The organism is Amycolatopsis sacchari (genome assembly GCF_900114035.1).
Classification (GTDB): Bacteria; Actinomycetota; Actinomycetes; order Mycobacteriales; family Pseudonocardiaceae; genus Amycolatopsis_E; species Amycolatopsis_E sacchari.
In genome coordinates this window covers 1-22195 of the sequence record NZ_FORP01000008.1, presented here as the reverse complement: position 1 = coordinate 22195, position 22195 = coordinate 1, and the positions used below count along the sequence as shown (strand labels likewise).

23 protein-coding genes and 2 pseudogenes are annotated in these 22195 nt (G+C 71.8%); 18 read left to right on the top strand and 7 right to left on the bottom strand.

The window, feature by feature from the left end; all coding sequences use genetic code 11:
• Positions 1 to 30: 30 nt before the first annotated feature.
• The 3 genes from BMZ92_RS15560 to BMZ92_RS15550 form a co-directional block, all read right to left on the bottom strand.
• A complete protein-coding gene (locus BMZ92_RS15560) occupies positions 31 to 1683 on the bottom strand; it encodes a Na+/H+ antiporter (RefSeq protein ID WP_091507892.1) in 1653 nt (550 codons plus the stop codon).
• A gap of 64 nt (positions 1684 to 1747) precedes the next feature.
• Entirely contained in the window at positions 1748 to 3268 is a 1521-nt protein-coding gene (locus tag BMZ92_RS15555; RefSeq protein ID WP_091507891.1) for a DHA2 family efflux MFS transporter permease subunit, read from the bottom strand.
• A 187-nt stretch (positions 3269 to 3455) separates the two neighbouring features.
• Complete coding sequence (locus BMZ92_RS15550) at positions 3456 to 4550, bottom strand: glycerophosphodiester phosphodiesterase (RefSeq protein WP_425425817.1); 1095 nt, start codon at positions 4548 to 4550, stop codon at positions 3456 to 3458.
• A gap of 166 nt (positions 4551 to 4716) precedes the next feature.
• Between BMZ92_RS15550 and purD the strand changes: the two genes are divergently transcribed.
• The 8 genes and pseudogenes from purD to BMZ92_RS15510 form a co-directional block, all read left to right on the top strand.
• Positions 4717 to 5976: a phosphoribosylamine--glycine ligase gene (gene purD, locus BMZ92_RS15545; RefSeq protein ID WP_091507886.1), complete on the top strand. Its 1260-nt coding sequence runs from the start codon at positions 4717 to 4719 to the stop codon at positions 5974 to 5976.
• Positions 5977 to 6059: 83 nt separating this feature from the next.
• Positions 6060 to 6443 carry a PE domain-containing protein gene (locus BMZ92_RS15540; protein ID WP_091507884.1) on the top strand — a complete coding sequence of 128 codons (384 nt, stop codon included), beginning with the start codon at positions 6060 to 6062 and terminating at the stop codon, positions 6441 to 6443.
• 4 nt (positions 6444 to 6447) lie between these two features.
• The gene (locus tag BMZ92_RS15535; RefSeq protein ID WP_245783076.1) at positions 6448 to 6999 is read left to right on the top strand and encodes a DUF3558 domain-containing protein; all 552 of its coding nucleotides are present in this window, start codon (positions 6448 to 6450) and stop codon (positions 6997 to 6999) included.
• Positions 6996 to 8612: a hypothetical protein gene (locus BMZ92_RS15530; RefSeq protein ID WP_091507879.1), complete on the top strand. Its 1617-nt coding sequence runs from the start codon at positions 6996 to 6998 to the stop codon at positions 8610 to 8612. The genes BMZ92_RS15535 and BMZ92_RS15530 overlap by 4 nt, the downstream gene beginning before the upstream one ends.
• Positions 8609 to 9379 (top strand): ESX secretion-associated protein EspG, encoded by a 771-nt coding sequence (locus BMZ92_RS15525; protein WP_091507876.1) that lies wholly within the window; start codon positions 8609 to 8611, stop codon positions 9377 to 9379. The genes BMZ92_RS15530 and BMZ92_RS15525 overlap by 4 nt, the downstream gene beginning before the upstream one ends.
• Before the next feature lie 85 nt (positions 9380 to 9464).
• Positions 9465 to 9806 (top strand): hypothetical protein, encoded by a 342-nt coding sequence (locus tag BMZ92_RS15520; RefSeq protein WP_091507874.1) that lies wholly within the window; start codon positions 9465 to 9467, stop codon positions 9804 to 9806.
• A pseudogene (locus BMZ92_RS38170) lies at positions 9806 to 10081 on the top strand (WXG100 family type VII secretion target); the annotation flags it as partial. The gene BMZ92_RS15520 and the pseudogene BMZ92_RS38170, both read left to right, overlap by 1 nt.
• Positions 10082 to 11722: 1641 nt before the next feature.
• A pseudogene (locus BMZ92_RS15510) lies at positions 11723 to 11938 on the top strand (transglycosylase SLT domain-containing protein); the annotation flags it as partial.
• Here the strand turns inward: BMZ92_RS15510 and BMZ92_RS15505 are convergent.
• A complete protein-coding gene (locus BMZ92_RS15505; protein ID WP_091507871.1) occupies positions 11935 to 12354 on the bottom strand; it encodes a hypothetical protein in 420 nt (139 codons plus the stop codon). The pseudogene BMZ92_RS15510 and the gene BMZ92_RS15505 sit on opposite strands and share 4 nt — an antisense overlap.
• Positions 12355 to 12475: 121 nt before the next feature.
• Here BMZ92_RS15505 and BMZ92_RS15500 point away from each other — a divergent pair, with 121 nt between their 5' ends.
• Together BMZ92_RS15500 and BMZ92_RS15495 are read left to right on the top strand one after the other, a co-directional pair.
• A complete protein-coding gene (locus BMZ92_RS15500; protein ID WP_091507869.1) occupies positions 12476 to 13666 on the top strand; it encodes a pyridoxal phosphate-dependent aminotransferase in 1191 nt (396 codons plus the stop codon).
• A 91-nt stretch (positions 13667 to 13757) separates the two neighbouring features.
• A complete protein-coding gene (locus BMZ92_RS15495) occupies positions 13758 to 13940 on the top strand; it encodes a hypothetical protein (protein ID WP_091507867.1) in 183 nt (60 codons plus the stop codon).
• Here BMZ92_RS15495 and BMZ92_RS15490 read toward each other — a convergent pair.
• Entirely contained in the window at positions 13906 to 14502 is a 597-nt protein-coding gene (locus BMZ92_RS15490; RefSeq protein ID WP_091507865.1) for an HAD family hydrolase, read from the bottom strand. The genes BMZ92_RS15495 and BMZ92_RS15490 overlap by 35 nt on opposite strands.
• Positions 14499 to 15455, bottom strand: a complete 957-nt coding sequence (locus tag BMZ92_RS15485; RefSeq protein WP_245783091.1) for a threonine aldolase family protein — start codon at positions 15453 to 15455, stop codon at positions 14499 to 14501. Before BMZ92_RS15485 ends, BMZ92_RS15490 begins: the two co-directional genes overlap by 4 nt.
• A gap of 176 nt (positions 15456 to 15631) precedes the next feature.
• Here BMZ92_RS15485 and BMZ92_RS15480 point away from each other — a divergent pair, with 176 nt between their 5' ends.
• From BMZ92_RS15480 to BMZ92_RS15450, 7 genes are all read left to right on the top strand, one after another.
• Positions 15632 to 16141, top strand: a complete 510-nt coding sequence (locus BMZ92_RS15480; protein ID WP_091507861.1) for a SigE family RNA polymerase sigma factor — start codon at positions 15632 to 15634, stop codon at positions 16139 to 16141.
• Complete coding sequence (locus BMZ92_RS15475; protein ID WP_091507859.1) at positions 16134 to 16799, top strand: hypothetical protein; 666 nt, start codon at positions 16134 to 16136, stop codon at positions 16797 to 16799. The genes BMZ92_RS15480 and BMZ92_RS15475 overlap by 8 nt, the downstream gene beginning before the upstream one ends.
• A gap of 53 nt (positions 16800 to 16852) precedes the next feature.
• Positions 16853 to 17428 (top strand): TetR/AcrR family transcriptional regulator, encoded by a 576-nt coding sequence (locus BMZ92_RS15470; RefSeq protein ID WP_091507857.1) that lies wholly within the window; start codon positions 16853 to 16855, stop codon positions 17426 to 17428.
• Between the two features lie 56 nt (positions 17429 to 17484).
• Positions 17485 to 18018, top strand: coding sequence for an RNA polymerase sigma factor (locus BMZ92_RS15465; protein ID WP_091507855.1), 534 nt, complete (start codon positions 17485 to 17487; stop codon positions 18016 to 18018).
• Positions 18015 to 18701, top strand: a complete 687-nt coding sequence (locus BMZ92_RS15460; protein ID WP_091507852.1) for a hypothetical protein — start codon at positions 18015 to 18017, stop codon at positions 18699 to 18701. The genes BMZ92_RS15465 and BMZ92_RS15460 overlap by 4 nt, the downstream gene beginning before the upstream one ends.
• Before the next feature lie 17 nt (positions 18702 to 18718).
• Entirely contained in the window at positions 18719 to 20149 is a 1431-nt protein-coding gene (gene purB / locus BMZ92_RS15455) for an adenylosuccinate lyase (protein ID WP_091507851.1), read from the top strand.
• Positions 20150 to 20216: 67 nt separating this feature from the next.
• Positions 20217 to 20963 (top strand): DUF2334 domain-containing protein, encoded by a 747-nt coding sequence (locus tag BMZ92_RS15450; RefSeq protein WP_091507848.1) that lies wholly within the window; start codon positions 20217 to 20219, stop codon positions 20961 to 20963.
• On the opposite strand, the gene BMZ92_RS15445 is transcribed toward BMZ92_RS15450, so the two are convergent.
• On the bottom strand, positions 20885 to 21520 hold the full coding sequence (locus tag BMZ92_RS15445) for an MBL fold metallo-hydrolase (protein WP_091507847.1): 636 nt from the start codon (positions 21518 to 21520) through the stop codon (positions 20885 to 20887). The two genes, BMZ92_RS15450 and BMZ92_RS15445, sit on opposite strands and share 79 nt — an antisense overlap.
• Positions 21521 to 21629: 109 nt before the next feature.
• Between BMZ92_RS15445 and BMZ92_RS37380 the strand changes: the two genes are divergently transcribed.
• Entirely contained in the window at positions 21630 to 22094 is a 465-nt protein-coding gene (locus BMZ92_RS37380) for a hypothetical protein (RefSeq protein WP_177228717.1), read from the top strand.
• The last annotated feature ends 101 nt before the right edge of the window (positions 22095 to 22195 follow it).

Genomic DNA, 22195 nt, shown 5'->3' with positions numbered 1-22195 from the left:
CCAGGTCGTGGGACGCCGTGCTCGTCGGCCTCAGCTGAGGCGCGGGTTCAGCGTCGCCGACAGCGAGAGCTCCTCCAGGTCCAGTTCACGCAGCACCTTGCGGAGCACGTCGTCGTCCAGGTCGCCGGCCTCCCGGCACGCGAGGACCGCTTCCCGTTGTGCCAGCAGGAGTTCCCGTCTCGCGCGGACGAACGCGGCGTGCGGGCTGGCTTCGCGTTCCTCGCTGTTGAGCGAGATCCCGGCGATCGCGGCCTGGTAACGGGATTCGACGAGCCCGCGCAGCCTCGCGACGAGCCGGTCCGCCCGCTCCTTCGGGATGTCCACTTTGGACAGCACCTCGGGCATCAGGTCGTCGAGGCGCCGCATCGCCGCGTGCATCGCCTGTTCCCTCGCGTACTTCTCCTGCTCCTCGTCGTGTTCCGCCTCCAGTTCCGGGTCGATGCCGATCCGGCGGATCAACACGGGCAGCGTCAGCCCCTGGATCAGCAACGTGCCGACGGCGACGACGAACGCGAACAGCTGGATCTCCTCGCGGCCGGGGAACGGGGCGCCGGTGCTCGTCACGAGCGGCACACCGGTGGCGGCGGCGAGGGTCACCACGCCGCGCATCCCCGTCCACGACAGGATCGTGAAGTACCGCAGCGGTGGTCTCGTGCGCTCGCCGCCGAACAGGCGCAGCGCGTGCGGCAGGACACCGGTCAGGAACACGTACGGGATGCGGATCCCGATCGTCACCACGAGCACGACGACCGCCGCGAGCACGAGCGCGCCGTTGCTGGGCGCGGCGCTGTCCATGTTCTCCAGCACGAACGGCAGTTGCAGGCCCATCAACGCGAACACGAGCGTTTCGAGCAGCACGTCGAGCGACGCCCACACCGACGAGTCCTGCACGCGCGTCGCGGAACCGGACCGCAGGGACTGGTTGCCGAGGTACAGCCCGGCCGCGACGACGGCGAGCACGCCCGAACCGCTGAAGTCGGCGGAGAACGGGTGGATGTGCTCGGCGATGACGTACACGGCGAACGGCACGATGATCCCGAACACCGACTCCATCAGCGGGTCGTCGAGCTTGCGGCGGATGAAGCCGACGAGCACCCCGGCCACCAGCCCGACGGCGATCCCGAGCACCGCGGCGACCAGGAAGATCAGGAACCCGTGGCCGATCGAGCCCGCGGCGCCCAGCACGGCGGCCAGCGTGATCTTGTACAGGGTCAGCGCGGCGGCGTCGTTGACGAGGCTTTCGCCGGTGAGCACGGTCATCAGCCGGCGTGGCAACCCGAGCCGCCGCCCGATCGCGACCGCGGTGACGGCGTCGGGCGGGGCGACCACGGCACCCAGCACCAGCGCGGAGGCCAGCGGCAGCTCCGGCAGCACCAGGTGCACCACGAACCCCACGACGAACGCCGTGACGACGACCAGGACGACCCCGAGCGCGATGATGGGCCGGGAGGCGGCGCGGAACTGCGCGAAGGAACTGTCCAGCGCCGTCGAGTACAGCAGCGGCGGCAGGACCAGCGTGAGGATCAGCTCCGGTTCGAGCTCGATCCGGGGCACCCCGGGGAGGTACGACACCGCCAGCGCCACCACGACGATCAGCAGCGGGGCCGAGAGGTTGTACCGCCGCGCGACGGCCGTCAGCCCGAGGGCCCCGGCGAGCACCGCCATCAGGGTCACGAGTTCCATGCACTGACCCATACCCAGGGAAACGCGTTCGCACCCCGCGGAAACCCGCGGGTTGCGAACGGAGTCAGTGCAGCACGGGGGCGACGACCTGCTCGTCGTCCTCCTTGCGCACCGGCGGGCGCTTCGGCAGGAACAACGCCGGGACGAGGCACACCGCGACCAGCACCAGCGACCACAGGAACGTGGAGGCGAACGCGTCGGCCGAGGCGCCGGCCGCCGTGTCGTGCGTCTGCGGGTTCATCAGCAGCGCCGTGGCCGCCAGCTGGCCCTGGCTCGTCGGGACCCCGAACTTGCCCGCGAGCAGGCTCGCCAGCACAACCGACATCACGGCCGAACCGATACCGCCCGCCGCCTGCTGGACGATGTTCATCGTCGTCGACGCCTTGGCCACCGTGCGCTGGGTGAGCGTCTGCAGCGCCGCCGCGCTGATCGGCATCATCGTGAAGCCCATGCCCAGGCCCACCACGAACAGCCCGGCCATCAGCAGCGGGTACGGCGTGTCGGCGCCGACCTGGGTGAACAACGCGAGCCCCACGAGGATCACCACGATGCCGGGCACCACGATCTTGCCCGCGCCGATCTTGTCGGCCAGCCGGCCGCCGATGGGCATCGTCAGCATCGCGCCGAGCCCCTGCGGCGCCATCAGCAGCCCCGCCTGCAGCGCGGACTCCCCGCGCACGAGCACGAAGTACGTGGGCAGCAGCAGCATCGCGCCGAGGAAGGCGGCCATGAAGAACGTCATCGTGATCATCGCGGTCGAGAACGTCCTGTCCCTGAACAGCTTCAGGTCCACGAGCGGGTTCGCGATCCGGGTGGCCCGCAGCACGAACACCGCGATCAGCACGATCCCCAGCAGCCCGGGCAGCCACACGCTCGTCGACGAGATGCCACCCTCCGCCGGGAGCTTCGACACGCCGAAGATCAGCAGCGCGAGACCGGGCGAGAGCATCAGCATGCCGGGGAAGTCGAACTTCTCCGCGGGACGCGACTCGTCCTTGGGCAGCAGCCGCAGGGCCAGCAGGAACGCGATCGCGCCGATCGGCACGTTGATGTAGAAGATCCAGCGCCAGCTCACGGCGTCGACCAGCCAGCCGCCGAGGATCGGGCCGCCGATCGGGCCCAGCAGCATCGGCACGCCGAGCACGGCCATCACCCGGCCGACCCGGTGCGGGCCCGCGGCCTTGGTCATGATCGTCATGCCCGCGGGCATCAGCATGCCGCCGCCGAGCCCCTGCAGCACGCGGAAGGCGATGAGCGACTCGATGTTCCACGCCATGCCGGCGAGCATCGAGCCGAGCAGGAACAGCCCGATCGACAGCAGGTACAGCCGCTTGGTGCCGAACCGGTCACACGCCCAGCCGGTGACCGGGATGACGGTCGCCAGCGCGAGCATGTAGCCGGTGACGACCCACTGGATGGTGTCGAACGACGTCTTGAACTCGAGTGTCAGCGCCTGGATCGCGACGTTGACGACCGTGGTGTCGAGAATCGCCATGACGGCGCCGAGGACCACGACCCCGGCGATCTTGAGCACCCCGGAGTCGAGCTTGTCCGAGTCCGCGGGTCTTGGCTCAGCAGTAGTCATCAGATCCCGTTCCGAGTCACGAAAAAAGGGCAGGGCGGCAGGCCATGAGAAGCACCGCCGCCCTGCGAACCCCCTCAACTGTCGTTGAGGGTATCGAAACGGAAAAAGCAGACGCTACAGAATTTCGCGAGCAGCTGATTCCGCGACGAATCCATCACGGAGAGCGACAGCAGCGCCGGACCGAGCGCTACGCACCGCTCACCGCCAGCAACGCCGTGTCCGGCTGGTCCGCGAAGAAACCGTCGATTCCCGTTGCCAGGAAAGCGGATTCCTCGGCGAAGATGTCGCCCCATTCCGCCGGGTCCGCGGACGAACGCAGGTTCGCGGGCAGGAAGCTGTTTTCATTGCGGAAGGTGTAGGGCGCCACTTTCAGGCCCGCGTGATGCGCGTCACGGACCAGCGTCGTGGGTGCGGCGAGGTTTCCGGCCGCGTCGCGCGGGATGATCTGGTTCTTGTCCGGGCCGAGGTAGTCCGCGTACGTGGAGATCTCCTTGAGACCGGCGGGGGTGACGAGGTCCGCGTACGTGCGCTTGTCGCCCTTCGCGACGAAGTCCGCCGGGGCGCCCGTCGCGGACGTCAGCTGCAGCAGCGGCACCCGCACCTGCTTGCTCAGCGCCTTGAGGTTGCTCACCTCGAACGACTGGATGACCACCGGCGCGTTCGGGCGGTTGAGGCCGTTGCGGTTGAGCAGCGCCACCAGCTTCGGCTCGGTCGGGTTGCCGATGGAGCTGAAGTACGTGGAGTGCTTGACCTCCGGGTAGGTGCCGAGCGTCCGGTGCAGTTCGCGGCCCAGTCGCCGCGTCAGGTCCAGGACCTCCTGGTACGTGGCGATCTGCCACCGTCCGTTGTAGATCGTGTTGTGCGGGCGCACGTCCGGGATGCGCTCGGTGGCCCGCAGGGTCTTCAGCTCGGCGAGCGTGAAGTCCTCCGTGAACCAGCCCGTGAGGCTGACCCCGTCGATGACCTTCGTGGTCTTCCGCGACGCGAACTCCGGGTGCCGCGCGACGTCCGTGGTGCCGCCGATCTCGTTCTCGTGCCGCGCGACGAGCTGGCCGTCCTTCGTCGGCACGAGGTCGACGTCCACCCAGTTCACACCCTGCCGGAACGCGAGCTCGTAGGACGCGAGCGTGTGCTCGGGGCGGTAACCGGGGGCGCCGCGGTGACCCACGACGACCGGGCCCGAATCCCCGCTGCGGGTGACCTCCACGGCGCCGCTCGACGGACTGGCCACGCCCACCAGCGCGAGCCCGGACAACAGCGCCACCACCATTCGTTTCCGCATCTTCATCGCGCCACTCTGGCGGGGGATGGCGTCGGGCACGGCACAACGGGCCGACGTCGTGTTGTCGGGCGGGTGAACGGAACGTGCGGAATGCCGCTGGCTAGGCCCACCCGTCGCCCGACCGCCACCCCTCATCGAGGCGCTCCGCGCCCAGTAGTCTCTGGGCGTGCGTGTCCTAGTCATCGGGTCCGGTGCCCGCGAACATGCCCTTGTCCTCGCCGCGTCCCACGACCCGGCGGTGACCGCGCTCGCGTGCGCCCCCGGCAACGCGGGTACGGCGGCGGTGGCCGAGCAGCTCGGCGTGGACGTGGCCGACCCGGACGCCGTCGCCGCGCTCGCCCAGAGCTGGCGTGCCGACCTCGTCGTGATCGGCCCCGAGGTGCCGCTCGTCGCCGGTGCCGCCGACGCCGTGCGCAAGGCCGGCATCGCGTGCTTCGGCCCGTCCGCGGCCGCCGCCCGCATCGAGGGCTCGAAGTCCTTCGCCAAGGACGTGATGGCCGCCGCCGGGGTCGCCACCGCGCACAGCGAGACCGTGGACAACCCCGCCCGCCTCGACAACGCGCTCGGCCGCTTCGGCCCGGTCTGGGTGGTCAAGGACGACGGGCTCGCCGCCGGCAAGGGCGTGGTCGTCACGAGCGACTACGACGCCGCCCGCGCACACGCCATGACCCTGCTCGACGGCGGCCACCCCGTCCTGCTGGAGTCCTACCTGGACGGTCCGGAGGTGTCGCTGTTCTGCCTCGTCGACGGCCGCACCGTGGTGCCGCTGCTGCCCGCGCAGGACTTCAAGCGCGTCGGCGACGGCGACACCGGCCCCAACACCGGCGGGATGGGCGCCTACGCGCCGCTGCCGTGGGCGCCCGAAGGCCTCGCCGAGCGGATCGTCGCCGACATCGTGCAGCCCGTCGTCGACGAGCTCGCCGCACGGGACACCCCGTTCTCCGGCCTGCTCTACGCCGGGCTGGTGCTCACCGCCGACGGCCCGCAGGTCATCGAGTTCAACTGCCGCTTCGGCGACCCCGAGACCCAGGTGGTGCTGGCGCTGCTGGCCACGCCGCTCGCCGGGCTGCTGCACGCCACCGCCACCGGCACGCTCGCCGAGCACCCGCCGCTGGAGTGGCACCCCGGCGCCGCGGTCACCGTCGTGGTCGCCGCCGACGGCTACCCCGGCGTGCCGCGCGCGGGTGACGTGATCACCGGCGCGGAGGCCGAGGGCGTGCTGCACGCGGGCACCCGCCGTCGCGACGACGGAGCGGTGGTCGCCCACGGTGGCCGCGTGCTGTCGGTCGTCGGCACCGGGCCGGACCTCGCCGCGGCCCGGGCTCAGGCGTACGAGCGCGTCGCGAAGGTGCACCTCGCCGGTTCCCACCACCGCACGGACATCGCGTTGCGGGCGGCCGAGGGCGGCGTGACCGTCCCGGCCTGATCGCCGGAACCGGGCCCACGACCGGCGTGACGTTGGTAGCCTGCTGGAGACGGCTACCGTCCGTACCCGGGAGAGTGCGCACCATGGCAGACAGCACCGTGAGCGCGTTGAGCACGTCCGTGCCCGGAGTGCCCGGGGCGATGGACCTCACGATCGACCCGGACGACGTGCTCAAGGTCGCCAAGATCATCAACGACCAGGCCGACGCGCTCGCCGACCGCGTGAACCAGTCGCTGGGCGCGCTGACGCTCGAACCCCCGGCGCAGGACGTGGTCAGCGCCACCGCGGTCGACGCGTGGAACAGGCTGGTCGCTCACGGCGACGGTTCGTACGCCGCCAGGGTCCGGCACTACATCGAACAGCTGCGCAAGCTCGCCACGCAGCTGCGCAAGGCCGCCGAGACGTACCAGGCGGGCGAGGACGAGAAGGTCGCGGCGCTCGGGGACCGCCATGCCGCCGAGAGGTAGTGCGGTGTTCCTCGCGATGCTCACGCTGAGTGGTTGCACGTCGAGCATCGGCGGCGTCGCCGCGCCGGCGCCGTCCACGTCGCGCACCCCGGAGCTGCCTCCGCGCGCCAAGGACCTCTCCCTGCTGGGCAAAGATCCGTGTGCGCTGCTCACGCCGGCTCAGCTCGACCAGCTGGGCGAGAACGGCGCCCCGCGGCAGCTCGCCGAGGACGTGCAGCGGGACGGCCCGACGTGCGCCTTCGACGTCGACGCCCGTACCCCGACGTACACCTACTACCTCGAAACCATCCCCACCGCCGACATCCGGGACTGGCTCACCGGCGCGCACCACCGGTCCAGCCTGGTGCGGGAACCGGCCGACGTGCCGGGTTTCCCCGCCCTGCTGAACTACGCTCCCGGCGACGAGGGCTGCGAGACGCTCGTCGGCGTCGCCGACGGGCAGACGCTGCGGGCCCAGGTCGCGCCGGACGACGGGTCGTTCCCGCAGTGGCAGTTGTGCGACATGGCCACCACCGTGGCGAAGATGGCGGTCGAGACCTTGGAGACGGTGAAGTGAGCACCTTCGACAGCAGCCGCTACGACGTGCCGACGCTCGTGGAGAAACTCCGCGACCAGCGGTTCGACGGCTACGACGCGGCCTCGCTCGCGGCCGAGGTCGAGAAGTTCCGCGCCGGCGGCGGCACCGCGGCCATGGGTGACGCGGTGGACGCGCTCAAGCGGATCGCGGCCGCGCTCTCCGAAACCGACACGACGCTGCGCGAGCAGCTCGGCGCGCTCGGCGTTTCCTGGCAGAGCAAGGCGGGCGGGCAGGCCAGCACCGTCCTCGCCGGGCAGGCCGGGTTCTCCGCGGACGCCAACACCAAGGTCGCCGAGGCCGCCCAGCTGATCTTCGAGCAGGGCGAGGCGTTCAACCGCACCAAGAACAAGCTGCCCGACCCCGAGGCGCTGCGGCAGGGCGACGGCCACTTCACCATGGCGGACTCGTTCTTCAGCCTGTTCGGCTTCGAGACCGACCACGCGGCGAGCGTGCGGCAGGGCTTGGAGGCGAAGGCGCAGGCGATCGACGCGCTGAACGCCTACGCCCACGACAGCGGGAACTACCTGGCCGCGTCGCAGCCCGTCGAGGACCCGCAGTCGATGGACCTGCACACCTCGCTCGGCGGCGGCGTCGAGTCCGTCGCGGGCCCGAACCTCACGCAGGTGCCGCCGGTCTCGTCAGTGCCCGACGCCGATCCGACGATCGCGGCGGGCGCGAAGGACGCGCCAGTCCGCAACGCCCCCGCGCACCACGCCCCCGTCGCGGCGGCGGCCCCGCCGCCCGCCGCGGCGTCCGCGCCGACCCCGCCGCTCGGCATCCCCGCCGCGCACCGCAGCGCGGCCGTGGTCACCCCGCCTTCGCAGGTGACCACCCCCAGCTCCACCTCCCCGGCCGCACGAGCGCCGATCACGGAGCCGCTGCCGAACGTCGTCGGGCACCAGCGCTCGGCGCAGCAGAGCCAACAGCAGCAGGAGTCCTTCGCCCGCCCGGGATCGGCCACCGCCCTGCCGCCCTCGGCCACCGGCGTGCCCGGATCGACCGCCGAGCAACCACAAACCCGCGCCGGGGACCGGACGGCGGGAGCGCCCGCGGGCGGGGACCGGACGGCCGGATCGCCGGGTCGTCCAGGCGCCGTCGAAGGCACGGCGCGAGGCCCGGCGGCGGGCGGGGAAGCCGTGCTGGGCAAGGGAAAGGTGTTCGGTTCCGTGCCGGGCGGCGCGAGCGGCGGCGTCAACGTCGGCCCCGGGCTCGCGAACGTGCGGGCCGCGGGCGGGGTGAGCGCGCTCGCCGAGGGTGCGCCCGCGATCGGCGCGGCGGGCGCGGCCGGTGCCACGAGCGGTGAGCGGGAACGGGACCGCCGCCCCGGCCGCAACCAGGCGGGGAAGCGCGTGCGGCAGCTGCCGGTGGGCGACCTGCCCGAGGAAGAGGAGGCGCTGCTCGCCCGCAAGGCCGCGCCGGAGCCGCCCAGCGCGGAGCACACCCGCTCGATCCTCGAACCCGCCGCCACGCAGGACGGCGACGAGGACGCACTGCACGTGCGGCGGTACGGCGTGGACGACCGCGACCTGTTCAGCGACCCGCGTGAGGTCTCCACGGACCTCATCGGCGGCAAGCCCCTGCCGGAAGAGTGAGCACGCGCGGCAGCCTGGTGCTGTCCACATTGGAGTTCGACGTGCTGTGGGAGGCCGAACGGCTGCCTCCACTGCACCCGGCGCTGCGCGTACCGAGCCCCGGCCGCACGCACACCGAACGCCGCGCGCTCGTCGAGCAGGCGTGGCGGTCGCTGGAGGCACGCGGGCTGGCCGCCGGCGGCCGCGCTTCGGCCGGGCTGGTCGACCAGCTGAACCTGCTGGCGCAGCCCAAGGTGTCCATCGACGTGTGGGTGTGGACCGACCGCGAGATCAAGGGGCTCGCGGTCAGCACGGGCAGGCAGGCGCTGCTGGGCGTCGTGGACCGCGACGAGGTGTGGCTGATCCCGGCGCGTGACACGTCGCTGCCGGAGTCCGCGGTGTCGGTCGCCGGGGAGCTGCCCGCCGGTGTCGGCCGGTCGGTGAGCGTGCCGCACCACGTCCTGCGTGCCGCCGACGCCGACGCGCAGGGCGACCCGAAAGCGCTGGTCACCGCACTGGAGGACCGGGGGGTGGAGCTGTGGCAGGCGCAGGAGCTGGCGGGGATGATGGTCGGCCTCGTCGCCCGCGGGCAGTTCGGGGTGGAGCGGCTCGGCCGCGACGGCGTCATGCACCGGGCCGGGCGCGTGATCGGCTTCTCCGACACGGACGCCGGGCGGTACCTGGTGCAGCTCGGCGGCGGCGGTGACGGCCAGGACTGGGTGACCGTCGCGCCGGCGGACAACCAGCTGCTCGCGGCGCGCATCTGGGAGTTGCTCGACGAGGTCTGAGCGGTGCTGGGAAGATCGGGGAACCGCTGGCCCCGGGCAGGCGTCCGAACAGGCGGAACGAGGCTTCGCGAAGGGGGATGACGAGGTGCCGCAGAACGATCCGGACTCGTTGGAGCACGTCGCGGGCAGGGTCGAGGCCCTGCACGACCACTTCAAGCAGTCGAAGGACAAGATGGTCGGCGTCGCCGGCCCGAACCCCTTCGGCGACATCCGGCACCCGGACGAGCGGCCCGGTGAGCCGCACCCGTCCGAGCACGCGGTCAACGCGCTGCACTCGTTCCGCGACCGCATGCACGGCCAGTTCGACGCGGCGGCCCACCTGATGAACTCGACCGGTGGCGCGTTGCGCGAGGCGGCGCGGGTGCTGCGGGAGACCGAGGCCGCCGCCGCGGACAGCATCACCGTCAAGGACGGAAGCCTCGACTGATGGCCAAGGCAGAGTTCCCCCCGAACTGGAACGACGTCGAGACGAAGACGCAGCAGGTCGAGAACGTGCGCCCGGCCGCGATCCAGGGGGTCGCGGACCAGTTCCGGCAGGCGTCGAAGGATTCGGCGGACCACAGCGCCGCCCTGCGCAACGCCACGGCGGTACTGGGCGGCGGCACGTGGACCGGCCCGCAGGCCGACGCGTTCTTCGACTACGTCAAGAAGATCGGTGACGCGGGCCAGAAGGTCAACGACCACCTCGACGAGGTCGCGAACGAGCTGGGCACGCTGCAGTCCTTCCTGGACCGCACGCAGAAGGAGGTCCAGCAGCTCCGCGACGACGCGCACGGCAAGATCGAGGGGATGAACCAGCAGGCGCAGTCGGCCGCCGACGCGGCGCAGGCGCAGCTGGACGCGGTGGCCGCGCACAAGGAGGGCGCCGCCCCGCCCGCCAAGACGCCGGACCAGATCATCGCCGAGAACACGCAGGCGACGAGCGCGGTCGCGAGCGAGGCGGCGAGCCAGATCAGCGACAAGCTCAACGCCGCCAACCAGGAGATCCAGCGCGTGATGGGCCTGGTGCAGAAGGACGTCGAGGGCGGGTACTCGTCCGTGCCGCCGCTGGGCACCACCCCGCAGGCGATGAAGAGCACGGGCGGCATCCACGGCGGTGGCGGTGGTTCGTCACACCACTCCGGCGGCGGTGGCGGAGGCGGCGGTGGGGGCGGTGGCGCCGGTGGCCTCGGCCCCAGCGGCGGCCCGCCCGTCGGTCAGCCGCCCGGCAACGTGCAGCAGTGGATCGAGGAGGCCATCAAGGAGCTGCAGGCCGCCGGGGTGAACGTCTCGGAAGCCGACATCAAGAACATCTGGGCCATCATCCAGCACGAGTCGGGCGGCAACCCGCACGCGATCAACCTGTGGGACTGCGTGCCGCTCGACACCGCGATCCTGACCCAGCGCGGCTGGCTCAAGCACGACGAGGTCGTGGTGGGTGACCGCACGATCGGCTTCAACCCCGCGACCGGCCGCAGCGAGTGGACCCCGATCACCCGCGTCGTCCACCACGCGGACGCGCCGCTCGTGCGGCTGCACAACTCGCGCTGGCACGCGACGACCACGCCGAACCACAAGTGGGTCAACCTGCCGCGCAGGCACGTGCTCGGCCCCGCCGGGCCCACCACGTGCCCGGAGCAGCGCAACGAGTATTCGACAGAACCGTCGTTCGTGCGGACGCAGGACGTCCGCAGCCGGGACCGGCTCGTGCTCGCCGCGCCTGCCGAGACACCCGCCGGGCTCGACATCTCGGTCCGCGAAGCCGCGATCCTGGGCTGGATCGCGGGTGACGGTCACGTGGAGCGCCGCAAGCACCGGCCGACGATGACGATCGCCCAGTCGAAGCCGCACCTCGCCGCGAAACTGCGCGAACTGCTCGACGGCGTTCCGCACGCGCTGTACGTCGACGACCGGGGCGGCTGCGGGCCGCGGCACCAGTTCCGGCTCGACCACGAGTACGCCCAGGACCTGCTCGCCCGCGCCGGCCACCCGAAGGCCGACGCGCTGTCCCAGGTCCTCGCGATGTCGACGGACCAGCGCGCGGCTTGGCTGGAGGCCGTGACCGACGCCGAAGGCACCCGCAGCGGGGGCTCACGCGTCGCGATCTACCAGGCACCCGGCTCGGTGCTCGAAGCGATCACCGTCGCCGTGTACCTGTCCGGCCGCCGCCCGCGAGTGCTGTACAGCCGCCGGTCGAACGCGCCCGAAAGCTGGCAGGCGGAAGCGTCGGTGCACGGCAACAACCCGGTCGTCACCGGTGCCTTCCTCGAACTGGCGCACGCCGGGCGGGCGGACGTCTGGTGCGTGACGACCGAGCTGGGCACGTGGACGGCGCGGGAGGACGACCACGTCTTCCTCACCGGGAACTCAAATGCCGCCGCCGGGCACCCGTCCAAGGGGCTCATGCAGTGCATCGACTCGACGTTCAACGCGCACAAGCTGCCGGGGCACGACGACATCTACAACCCGGTGGACAACATCATCGCGGGTGTCCGGTACACGATCAGCCGCTACGGCAGCATCGCCAACACGCCGGGCCTGCAGGCCATGGCCCACGGCGGCGGTTACGTGGGGTACTAGGCCGTGCGGTCCGGCGCCGGGCCGGGGGAAGGACGCAGTTCCGCGCGTCCCTCGGCACGGCGGTGGGCGTTGACCGCCTCCAGCCAGTCGCGCGTGTCGGCGATCAGCTCTTCGATGTGGTCGGCCAGGGCGAAGGGATCCTCGTCGGGCGGCCATTCCCGGCGTGCGGCGTTCGACAGCGGCCCGAGGATGACGGCGACGATCTGCTCGAGCTGGGGCTCACCGAACGCGCCGAGCGGGATGTACCCGTACCGGCCCTCGACGAACGGCCGCAGCTCTGCCTTCAGCTCCTCGTCGGTGACACCCTCGTAGATCTGCTCGAGCACCCAGCTGCCGACCCCCGACGAGACGTTCCAGTACACCGTGTACCGCGATCCGTCCGGGTGGTCGGTTCCGATGACGAAGTCCCACGACACGGGGTGCCTCCTCCGCTCGCCCCAGGGAGTCCCCGGCACCGTAGCCCTCACACCGGGGCCGGGACCAGCGCTTTTCACCACATGCGTCGTGCGTCGTTCGCGTACGTCCTAATCTCAGGGTATGGCTCAGACCCCCACCTTCCCCGGTCCGTCGCGGCGTGCGGACGTCGCGCCTTTCCACGTCATGGAGGTGTTGTCCGCCGCGGAAGCCCGGCGGCGGACGCACGGGGACGTGATCTCGCTCGCCGCCGGGCAGCCCACCGCCGGGGCGCCCCGGCCGGTGCTGGAGGCAGCCGAGCGAGCCTTGCGCGAGCGGAACCTGGGCTACACCGTGCAGCTCGGCATCCCCGAACTGCGGGAGGCCATCGCCGGACACTACGACCGCCGCTACGGGCTGGACGTCAGCCCGGAGGACGTCATCGTCACGACCGGTTCCTCCGGCGGCTTCCAGCTGTCGTTCCTCGCCGCCTTCGACGCCGGGGACCGCGTCGCCATGGCGCGGCCCGGCTACCCGGCTTACCGGAACCTGTTGTCAGCGCTGGGATGTGAGGTCGTCGAGTTCCAGACCGACGAGAACACCCGCTTCCAGCCGACCGTCGAGCAGCTCGACGAGCTCGGTCCGATCGCGGGGCTCGTCGTCGCCAGCCCGACCAACCCGGCGGGCACGGTGCTGCCGCCCGGCGAGCTGGCCGCCATCGCGGGCTGGTGCTCCGCCCGCGGCGTGCAGCTGATCAGCGACGAGATCTACCACGGCATCTCCTACGAGGCCGAGCTCGGCTGCGCCTGGCAGAGCTCACCCGAGGCCATCGTCCTCGGCTCGTTCTCCAAGTACTTCGCGATGACCGGCTGGCGGCTGGGCTGGATGCTGGTGCCGCGGCGGCTGCACCGCGCCGTCGACGTGCTCACCGGCAACCTCAACATCTGCGCGCCCGCGCTCGCGCAGCACGCCGCCGTCGCCGCGTTCGAGCCCGAGTCCTACGCCGAGCTGGACGGGCACGTCGCCCACTACCGCGCCAACCGGGACCTGCTGCTCGACGGCCTGCGCGGCATCGGGCTGGACCGCGTCGCGCCCGTGGACGGCGCTTTCTACGCGTACGTGGACGTCTCGAAGCACACCACCGAAAGCCTCGGCTGGTGCCAGCGGCTGCTGGCCGACACCGGGCTCGCCATCACGCCGGGCATCGACTTCGACCCCGTGCACGGCGGCGAATACGTGCGGTTTTCCTTCGCGGGCGCGAGCGAGGACGTCTCCGAGGGCGTGCGGCGGCTCGGGGCCTGGCTCGAGTCAGGGGGAACCCCGGTCTTCCCCTGAACGTTCGCCAGACAGCGGGCTTCACGACCCAGAAGGTGGGAGTCTGGCTCGTAGCGGGCCGCACGGCTCGCGCGGTAACCGGAGGGATGCCATGTTCTGGAAGATCGTCGGGGCACTCATCGTCGCCTGGCTGGCGTTCATGGTGATCGGGTCGGTGGTCGGTTTCCTGGTCAAGGCCCTGGTCTGGGTCGCGATCATCGGTGGCGCGGTGTTCCTCGGCAGCGCCGCCTACGGGGCGATCAAGGGGCGGAAGGAACCGAAGCGCCTGCCCTGACCGCGGTTTCGGTGCCCTGCCACAGGTGCGCCCGCAACCCGACCGCCTTCGCGCCGTCCACATTGGACTGCCGGTCGTCGAAGAACACGCACTCGCCCGCCTGCGCGTCCAGGCGGGCGAGCAGCAGTTCGAAGATCTCCTCGTCCGGCTTGGCGACGCCGACGTCACCGGAGAACACGCGCACCCGGAAGTGCCGCGCCCAGTCCTGCCGTTCGGCGAACCGGGCGAACGACGACGGCGCGTTGGACAGCAAGGCCAGTGACGCACCGGATTCCGCCAGTGACGTGACGAGTTCCAGCGACGCGGGGTCGAGGCGGGACCAGCCCTCGATGTCGATGCGCGTCAGAGTGTCCGAAGTGGACTCGTCCACGGGCACGCCGAGCGCTTCGCCGACGGCGCCCCAGTATTCGAGGTCGCTCGCGCCGCGGTCGTAGGCGTCGCGGTGCGCCCAGTAGTGGGGCTCGAACTCGGCGAGGTCCGCGCCCAGCGTGGCGGCCAGCTCCGGCAGCGCGTCCGTCCGGCCGCAGATGACCTCGCCGTAGTCGAAGACGTACCAGGTCACGGATGTCCCCCAGCCTTGATCCGGCGCAACGCCTCCTCGACGTCCGCCATCGACAGGTCGCGGTGCGTCACGAACCGTACTTTCCCGCCGAGCGTCGACGCCAGGATGCCTTGTGCACCGAGGGACGCGAGGGTCACTTCGAGGTCCGCGACCCTCGCCAGCACGATGTTCGTCTCGGGGGTGTTGACCTCCCAGCCGAGGTCGGCCAGCCCGGCGGCGAGCTTGCGGGCCTTCTCGTGGTCCTCGGCCAGGTCACCGACGCGGTCGAGGGCCACCAGCGCGGCCGCGGCGAGCACCCCGCCCTGCCGCACGCCGCCGCCGAGCATCTGCCGCATCCGCTTGGCGCGCTCGACGAAGTTCGCACTGCCCGCCACGACCGAACCGACAGGCGCGCCGAGGCCCTTGCTGAAGCAGGCCGACACCGTGTCGACGCCGACCGTGAGCGCCGCGGGCGGCAACCCGAGCGCCGCGGCCGCGTGCCACAGGCGCGCGCCGTCGAGGTGGACGCGCAGGCCCGCCTGCCGCGCGGTGGACAGCAGCTGGGCGTGTTCGTGCGGGGGGATGACCGCGCCGCCCGAGGCGTTGTGGGTGTTTTCCAGGCACAACAGCGTGGTGCGCAGCGTGAAGTACGGGCCGCTGCGGGGGCCGATCGCGGCGGCGAGCGTTTCCGGGGTCGGCCTGCCGGGGCCCGCGTCGTGTTCCAGCGGGTCGGGCATGCCGCCGGCGAGCCACGCGGCCGAGCCGAGCTCGTTGACCAGCACGTGGGCGCCCTTCGGCGCGAGGAAGCGGTCACCACGCTGGAGGTGGACACTCAAGGCGATGAGGTTCGCCATCGTCCCGCTGGGCGTCCAGAGCGCGGCCGGCATGCCGAGCACGGCGGCCGCGCGCTCTTCCAGCGCCTTGATGGTCGGATCCCCGTCGAGGACGTTGTCCCCGACCTCAGCGGACGCCATCGCTCTCCGCATCGCCTCATCCGGCTGGGTGACGGTGTCCGAGCGGAAATCGAGCGAAGCGGTGTCGTGTGAGGTCACGGTTAGATCACATCACATGCCCCAGTTGATCTACAAGGCGCCGTGCAACCGTAAGGGGCAGTGCTTCCGTCCAACACAGTGAGACGTCCGGGAGGCCGGTGGACGAGCACGAGGAGCAGGAGTTCGCGGAGTACTTCGCCGCTCGGCGGGACTCCGTGCGCCGGACCGCGTACCTGCTGTGCGGGGACTGGCACCGCGCGGACGATCTCGCCCAGACGGCGTTCGTCGCGCTGCACCGCAGGTGGAGCCGCATCCGTGACCGCGGTGCGCTCGACGCCTACGTGCGCAGGACCCTGGTGCGGGCCTCGATCGACGAGTCCCGGCGGCCCTGGCGAAGGGAGCAGCAGGTCGACCGGCTGCCGGAGCCGGAGCCGGCGGCCGAGCGGCTCGACGAGCAGGTGGCGCTGCGGGCGGACCTGCTGGCCGCGCTGCGGCAGGTGCCACCGAAGCAGCGGGCGGTGCTGGTCCTGCGGTACTTCGAGGGGCTGGACGTCGCCGGGGTCGCGAAGGCGCTGGGCTGCAGCGAAGGGAACGTGAAGAGCCAGACGGCGCGGGGGCTGACACACCTGCGCGCGGCACTCGGCGAGGAGGTGGAGACGCGTGGATGAGAAGGAGCTGCGGGCCCTGTTCCGGGCCGCGCCGGGCGAGCCGCCGCCACCCGGCTTCACGCTCGGCGACGTGACCGCGGCCTCCGCCAGGGCGACCGCGCGGCGCCGGTCCGCGGTGCTGCTGACCGTCGCGTGCCTGGTCGTCGTGCTCGGCGCTGCCGGGATCGCCGGAGTGTCCTACTTTCGGTCTACGACTTCCGGACCGGCGCAACCGGTGGCGGCCCCGGAGCGTCCTCCACAGACCTTTCCCGTTCCCTCGTCCTTGCAGGGAAGTGGCGGGAACGGGAAGGACGGCCCTCGGGCCGAAGGCACCTCCGGGTGCGAAAAGGTCGACCGGGAGCTCGCCACTGCCCTCGCTGGCGAGCTCCCGGCGACCGGGGTGACCGGGCCTTCGCCTGGCCCCCTCTGTCCGACGGCCACCCGATCGGTGGGGTTCCACGTCACGGATGGTGATCGAAGCGGGTTCGTGTCGGTGACGCTGTCCCCCGCCGGGATGGCCATGCGGCTTCCCTCGCTCAGGGACGGCTCGATCCCGGTCGAGCAACGCACGGCGAGTGGCGGGACTCTGGTCGTGTTGAGCACGCCGGATCCGGGCAGTGCGCCGCCGCTGGAAACGCGGCTGCCGGGCATCGCGCTGGCGTTGTCAAGCAGTTTTTAGGTCCGACCGCCACCCCTCACGGAGACGCCGCGCGTCGCGGTTATCTTCTGGGGATGACCGCCGCCAGCACGCCGAAGGGCGAGCGCAGGCGGGCCGCTCTCGTGGTGGCCGCCGCCGAACTGCTCGCCGAGGGTGGCTTCGACGCGATCCGGCACCGCGCGGTCGCCGAGCGGGCGGGGCTGCCGCTGGCCTCGACGACGTACTACTTCGACTCGCTGGAAGACCTCATCACCGCGGCCGTCGAGCACCGCGGCCGGGCGGAGCTGGCGCGGGGCTGGGAGCAGCTCGCGCACCTCAGCGCCGAGCCGCGCAGCGTGGACGCGCTGGTCGAGCTCGTGCTGGACCAGCTGCTGGGTGAGGACAGGGCGTTCGAGGCGGTGCTGCTGCGGTACGAGGGGCTGATCACCACCGGCCGCCGCCCCTACCTCCGCCCACTGACGCGGGCGATGCAGGGTGAGCTGTACGAGCTGCTCACCGAGATCTTCGCGCGCTCCGGCATGCCGATCGACCTGCCGCGCCTCAAGCAGCTCGTCGCGCTGGTCGACGGAGCCGTGGTGAACGCCCTGATCGAGGCCGATCCGGATCCGCGAGCCGCGGCGGGCGCCATGCTGCGGGATGCCCTGAGCTGACGCGTGCAACCCCGGCACCCCCGGCGTCGTGAGTAATCGGGTGAAAGGGGGAGCCGATGGACGACTCGGCCGAAGCGGGCTTCCGGGACTTCGCCACGACCTCCGCCGCCGGCCTGCGGCGGTTCGCCTACCTGCTGTGCGGTGACTGGCACCTCGCCGAGGACCTCACGCAGACGACGCTGCTGAAGATCTACCGCTCCTGGCGGAAGCTGCGGCACGACGAGGCGATCGCCCACTACGTGCGCCGCACACTGCTGCGGACGTGGCTGGACGAGAAGCGCAAACCGTGGCGGCGCCGGGAATCCGGGCACGACGTGGTGCCCGAGGTGGCGGACGGGACCCTCGACCCGGCGGCGCGGGCGGAGCGGCTGTGGGCCAGGACGGTTGTGCAGCGCGGGCTGCTCGAGGTGCCGCCGAAACAACGCGCCGTGCTGGTGCTGCGGTACTTCGACGAGCTTTCGGTCGCCGAGACGGCCGCGGTCCTCGGCTGCTCCGAGGGGAATGTGAAGAGCCAGACGGCCCGTGGGCTGGCCGCGCTCGCGCGGATCGTCGACCGGCTGGAACCGGGGAAGGGGCTGAAGATCGCATGAACGAGCAGGAACTGGGCCACGCGCTGCGGGTCGCCGTGCGGGACGAGCCGCCGCTGGCGATCGACCCCGACCGGCTGATCGCCCACGCCAAGCGCACCGCGAAGCGGCGGCGGGCTACCTGGGCAACCGGCGCCGCGGTGGTGGCGGTCGCGACGACGGCGGTGATCGTCGCACCAGGCCACGACGAGGAGCCCGCGCTGCCGGTCGCCGACTCGCCGAAGGCCACCGTCACCGTCACGCAACCCGCACCCGCCTCGCGAGTGCCCAACCGCCGTGAGCAGGAGCTCGTGGACTACGAGCGGACGCACGCGCCGCAGGTGCTCACCGGTGTGCGGGTCGAGTCGGTGACGGGCATGGGTGGCGTCGAAGGGGATCCGGTGCTCGGCATCAGGGTCAAGGTCGAGGGGCACGAGAACCCGCTGGAGCTGGTCATCAGCGCGCCGACGCACAGCGAGGGCGTGGACAGCGCCTGCGCGCGGTGGCAGTGCTACAACCGCCAGACCCTGGCGGACGGCAGTGTCACCGTGTTCGCGAAGTGGGAGATGGGGCTGTCCGCGGCGCACTTCCGGACCGACGGCAGCCTCGTCGAGGTCAACCGCTGGAACGACGACGCCACGGAGTGGGCGGGGGTGCCCGAGTCGGCGTTCCTGCAGCTGGCCACCGATCCGAACCTCTCCTTTTAACCCATTAGGCTGGACGCGTGACGGACAAGCCCCGCATTCCCAACGTGCTCGCCTCCCGCTACGCCTCCGCCGAGCTGGTCGCCCTGTGGTCGCCGGAACGCAAGGTGGTGCTGGAGCGCGAGCTGTGGCTCGCGGTGCTGAAGGCGCAGCGGGAGCTGGGTGTCGAGGTGCCGGACGGCGTGGTCGAGGACTACGAACGGGTCCTCGGCCAGGTGGACCTCGCCTCGATCGCCGAGCGGGAGCGCGTCACGCGGCACGACGTGAAGGCCCGCATCGAGGAGTTCAACGCGCTCGCCGGGCACGAGCACGTGCACAAGGGCATGACGTCGCGCGACCTCACCGAGAACGTCGAGCAGCTGCAGGTCCGCCGGTCGCTGGAGCTGATCCGCGGCCGGGTCGCGGCGGTGCTGGCGCGGCTCGCCGCGCTGGCCGTCGAGCACTCCGACCTGGTGATGGCGGGCCGTTCGCACAACGTGGCCGCGCAGGCGACGACGCTGGGCAAGCGGTTCGCCACCGCCGCCGACGAGCTGCTCGTCGCGTTCGAGCGGCTCGACGACCTGATCGGCCGGTACCCGTTGCGGGGCATCAAGGGGCCGGTCGGCACGGCGCAGGACATGCTGGACCTGCTCGGCAGCCAGGCCACGCTGGACCTGCTGGAGCGGCGCATCGCCGAGCACCTCGGCTTCTCCCGCACGTTCACCAGCGTCGGCCAGGTGTACCCGCGGTCGCTGGACTTCGACGTGCTCTCCACGCTCGTGCAGCTGGCCGCCGCGCCGTCGAGCCTGGCGAAGACGATCCGCCTGATGGCGGGCCACGAGCTGGTGACCGAGGGCTTCAAGCCCGGCCAGGTCGGTTCGTCGGCGATGCCGCACAAGATGAACACGCGCTCGTGCGAGCGGGTCAACGGGCTGGCCGTGGTGCTGCGCGGCTACCTGTCGATGACCGGCGAGCTGGCGGGCGACCAGTGGAACGAGGGTGACGTCTCGGATTCGGTGGTGCGCCGGGTCGCGCTGCCGGACGCGTTCTTCGCGCTCGACGGCCTGCTGGAGACGTTCCTGACCGTGCTCACCGAGTTCGGCGCGTTCCCCGCCGTCGTCGCGCGGGAGCTCGACCGCTACCTGCCGTTCCTCGCCACCACCAAGGTGCTGATGGCGTCGGTGCGCGCCGGGGTGGGCCGGGAGACGGCACACGAGGCGATCAAGGAGAACGCGGTCGCGGTGGCGCTCGCGATGCGCGAGGAGGGGCTGACGCACAACGACCTCCTCGACCGGCTCGCCGCCGACGAGCGGTTGCCGCTGAGCCGCGAGGACCTGGACCGGCTGCTCGCGGACAAGCTGTCGTTCACCGGCGTGGCGGCCGAGCAGGTGGCGAGCGTGGCGAAGCAGGTGGAGAGCGTGCTGGCGCGGTTCCCCGAGGCCACGAACTACGTGCCGGCGCCCATCCTGTAGCGCGGTCGGTGGCGGACCGTCACCTCACGGTAAGCACACCGCCACCTCGATCTGTCCCAATGGGGACATGGACGCCCGTCTGCTGGTCTCGCTCTCCGGCATCGGCCCCCGGACACTGCACCGCTGCGCGGACCTCGCCGCCGAGCTCGACCGGCGGAAGGTCCCGCTGTCCCTGCTGTTCACCCCGCAGCTGGCCGGCACGGAGGCGGTGACGGAGTGGGTGCGCACCCGCGTCCGCACCGGCGACAGCCTGCTGCTGCACGGGTTCGACCACCGCGTGGCGCCCGCGCACCGCGCGCATTTCGGGCGCAAGGCCGAGTTCGCCGCGCTGCCCGCCCACGAGGCGAGGCTGCGGCTGATCGCGGCGCAGAGCGCGTTCGAGCGGGCCGGGCTCGTCGCCGACGGGTTCGCGCCGCCGCGGTGGCTCGCGTCCCGCGGCACGCTGGACGCCGTGCGGGCGCAGGGTTTCCGGCTCTGCGCCGACGCGAACGCGGTGCACGTCCTGGACGCCAGGAGGGTGCTGCGCGCCCGCGTGCACGATTTCGCGAACCAGCCGCACCGCACCGAGACACTGCGGTGCTTCGCGCTCGTGCTCGCGTCCGCCCGCGCGGCACGGCGTGGCGGCCTGGTCCGGCTGGGCGTGGACGCGGCCGACCTCACGCGGCCCGGCCTCCGGCAGGCACTGCTCGACGCGGTCGACGTGGCGCTGGAGAACCGGGCCTTCGGCAGCACCTATCAGAGCTTGACGGCCTCGCCGCGCGGCGCGACGCGCACCTCGGACCCCTCGGGCGCGAGGTTGGTGAACAAGCCGTAGTGCATGGCCGGGTTCGCGAGCACCGCCTCGTGGATCGGCACCGCCACGCGCGGGGAGACGGCGCGGAGGAAGTCGACCGCCTCACCCGCCTTGAGCCAGGGCGCGCCGGTGGGCAGGCCGAGCACGTCGACCTTCTGCTCGGGCACGTGGAACGAGTCGCCGGGGTGGTAGAAGGCGCCGTGGTCGAACAGGAAGCCGACGTTCGGGATGACCGGGATGTCCTGGTGGATCACGGCGTGCTGCCCGCCGACGGCGTTGACCGCGGTGCCCGCGATGTCGAAGGCGTCACCGGGGTTGGCGACGCGGAACTCCAGGCCCAGCTTCGTGACGGTGTCCGCGGTGCCGGGGTCGACGATCAGCTGCGCACCGGGGTTCGCTTCGAGCAGGCCGGGCAGCTTCTCCGAGTCGATGTGGTCGAAGTGCTGGTGCGTGATGAACACGGCGTCCAGCTCGCGCTCGTTCTCGAACCCCTGTGAGAACGAACCCGGGTCGAGCAGGATCCGCGCGCCGTCGGTCTCCAGCAGCACACAGGCGTGTCCATAGTGGACGATTCGCATGAATTCGCTCCTCTGCGTGAGTCGCGGTTCAGGGTAGGCCCGCCGGGAGGGCCGCGCCACGATCGGTTCGGCGGTATCGCACCGCGCGGGGTTTCGCGAGAGTCGTCGTATGACGCTTTCCCGTGCCTACTGGCGGTGGTCGGCGGGGATGCAGCTGGCCCGGCTGCCCTCGGCGATGGCGCCGCTGGCCTTCACCCTGCTCGCCACGGCGCTCACCGGCCGCCTGCTCGACCGCATCGGCCCGGCCCGCGGGCTCACCCTCCTGCTCGCGTCCGCGGGGGTCACGCTGACCGCGCTGGTGGTCGTGAGCCGCAGCGGGTCACCCGCCCTGCTCACGCTCGTGGTGCTGCCCGGCCTCGTCGCGGGCGGGCTGAGCGGCGGGTTCCGCACGCTGCTGGGCAGGGCAGGCGGTGCTGCTGCTCGGCGGATTCGTCGTCGGCGGCACGGTCGTCGTGCTGGACCTCGGCTGGGCCGGGTTGCTCGGCGGGGTCGCGGTGGTCGGCGCGTGCACCGGGCGCTCGGGGTGGTGAGTGCGGCCTCGGCTTGTGCCATGCTGGGGTTTACTCACCAGTAGGAGGGTGCTGCCTAATGTTTATGTCAAGCAGCGGTAGCCGTGGTGTGTCGGTAGTCGGCCTGGTAAGGCTGGCGGGTGCGCAGGAGCGCGTAGAGGACGTT

Excerpts from the sequence above, each read along its gene's own strand:
- BMZ92_RS15495 (WP_091507867.1), top strand. The coding sequence starts at position 13,758 with ATGTTCTGGAAGATCGTCGGGGCACTCATCGTCGCCTGGCTGGCGTTC.
- BMZ92_RS15500 (WP_091507869.1), top strand. The coding sequence starts at position 12,476 with ATGGCTCAGACCCCCACCTTCCCCGGTCCGTCGCGGCGTGCGGACGTC.
- BMZ92_RS15540 (WP_091507884.1), top strand. The coding sequence starts at position 6,060 with ATGGCAGACAGCACCGTGAGCGCGTTGAGCACGTCCGTGCCCGGAGTG.
- BMZ92_RS15470 (WP_091507857.1), top strand. The coding sequence starts at position 16,853 with ATGACCGCCGCCAGCACGCCGAAGGGCGAGCGCAGGCGGGCCGCTCTC.
- BMZ92_RS15560 (WP_091507892.1), bottom strand. The coding sequence starts at position 1,683 with ATGGAACTCGTGACCCTGATGGCGGTGCTCGCCGGGGCCCTCGGGCTG.
- BMZ92_RS37380 (WP_177228717.1), top strand. The coding sequence starts at position 21,630 with ATGACGCTTTCCCGTGCCTACTGGCGGTGGTCGGCGGGGATGCAGCTG.
- BMZ92_RS15465 (WP_091507855.1), top strand. The coding sequence starts at position 17,485 with ATGGACGACTCGGCCGAAGCGGGCTTCCGGGACTTCGCCACGACCTCC.
- BMZ92_RS15550 (WP_425425817.1), bottom strand. The coding sequence starts at position 4,550 with ATGCGGAAACGAATGGTGGTGGCGCTGTTGTCCGGGCTCGCGCTGGTG.
- BMZ92_RS15445 (WP_091507847.1), bottom strand. The coding sequence starts at position 21,520 with ATGCGAATCGTCCACTATGGACACGCCTGTGTGCTGCTGGAGACCGAC.
- BMZ92_RS15555 (WP_091507891.1), bottom strand. The coding sequence starts at position 3,268 with ATGACTACTGCTGAGCCAAGACCCGCGGACTCGGACAAGCTCGACTCC.
- BMZ92_RS15485 (WP_245783091.1), bottom strand. The coding sequence starts at position 15,455 with ATGGCGTCCGCTGAGGTCGGGGACAACGTCCTCGACGGGGATCCGACC.
- BMZ92_RS15460 (WP_091507852.1), top strand. The coding sequence starts at position 18,015 with ATGAACGAGCAGGAACTGGGCCACGCGCTGCGGGTCGCCGTGCGGGAC.
- BMZ92_RS15450 (WP_091507848.1), top strand. The coding sequence starts at position 20,217 with ATGGACGCCCGTCTGCTGGTCTCGCTCTCCGGCATCGGCCCCCGGACA.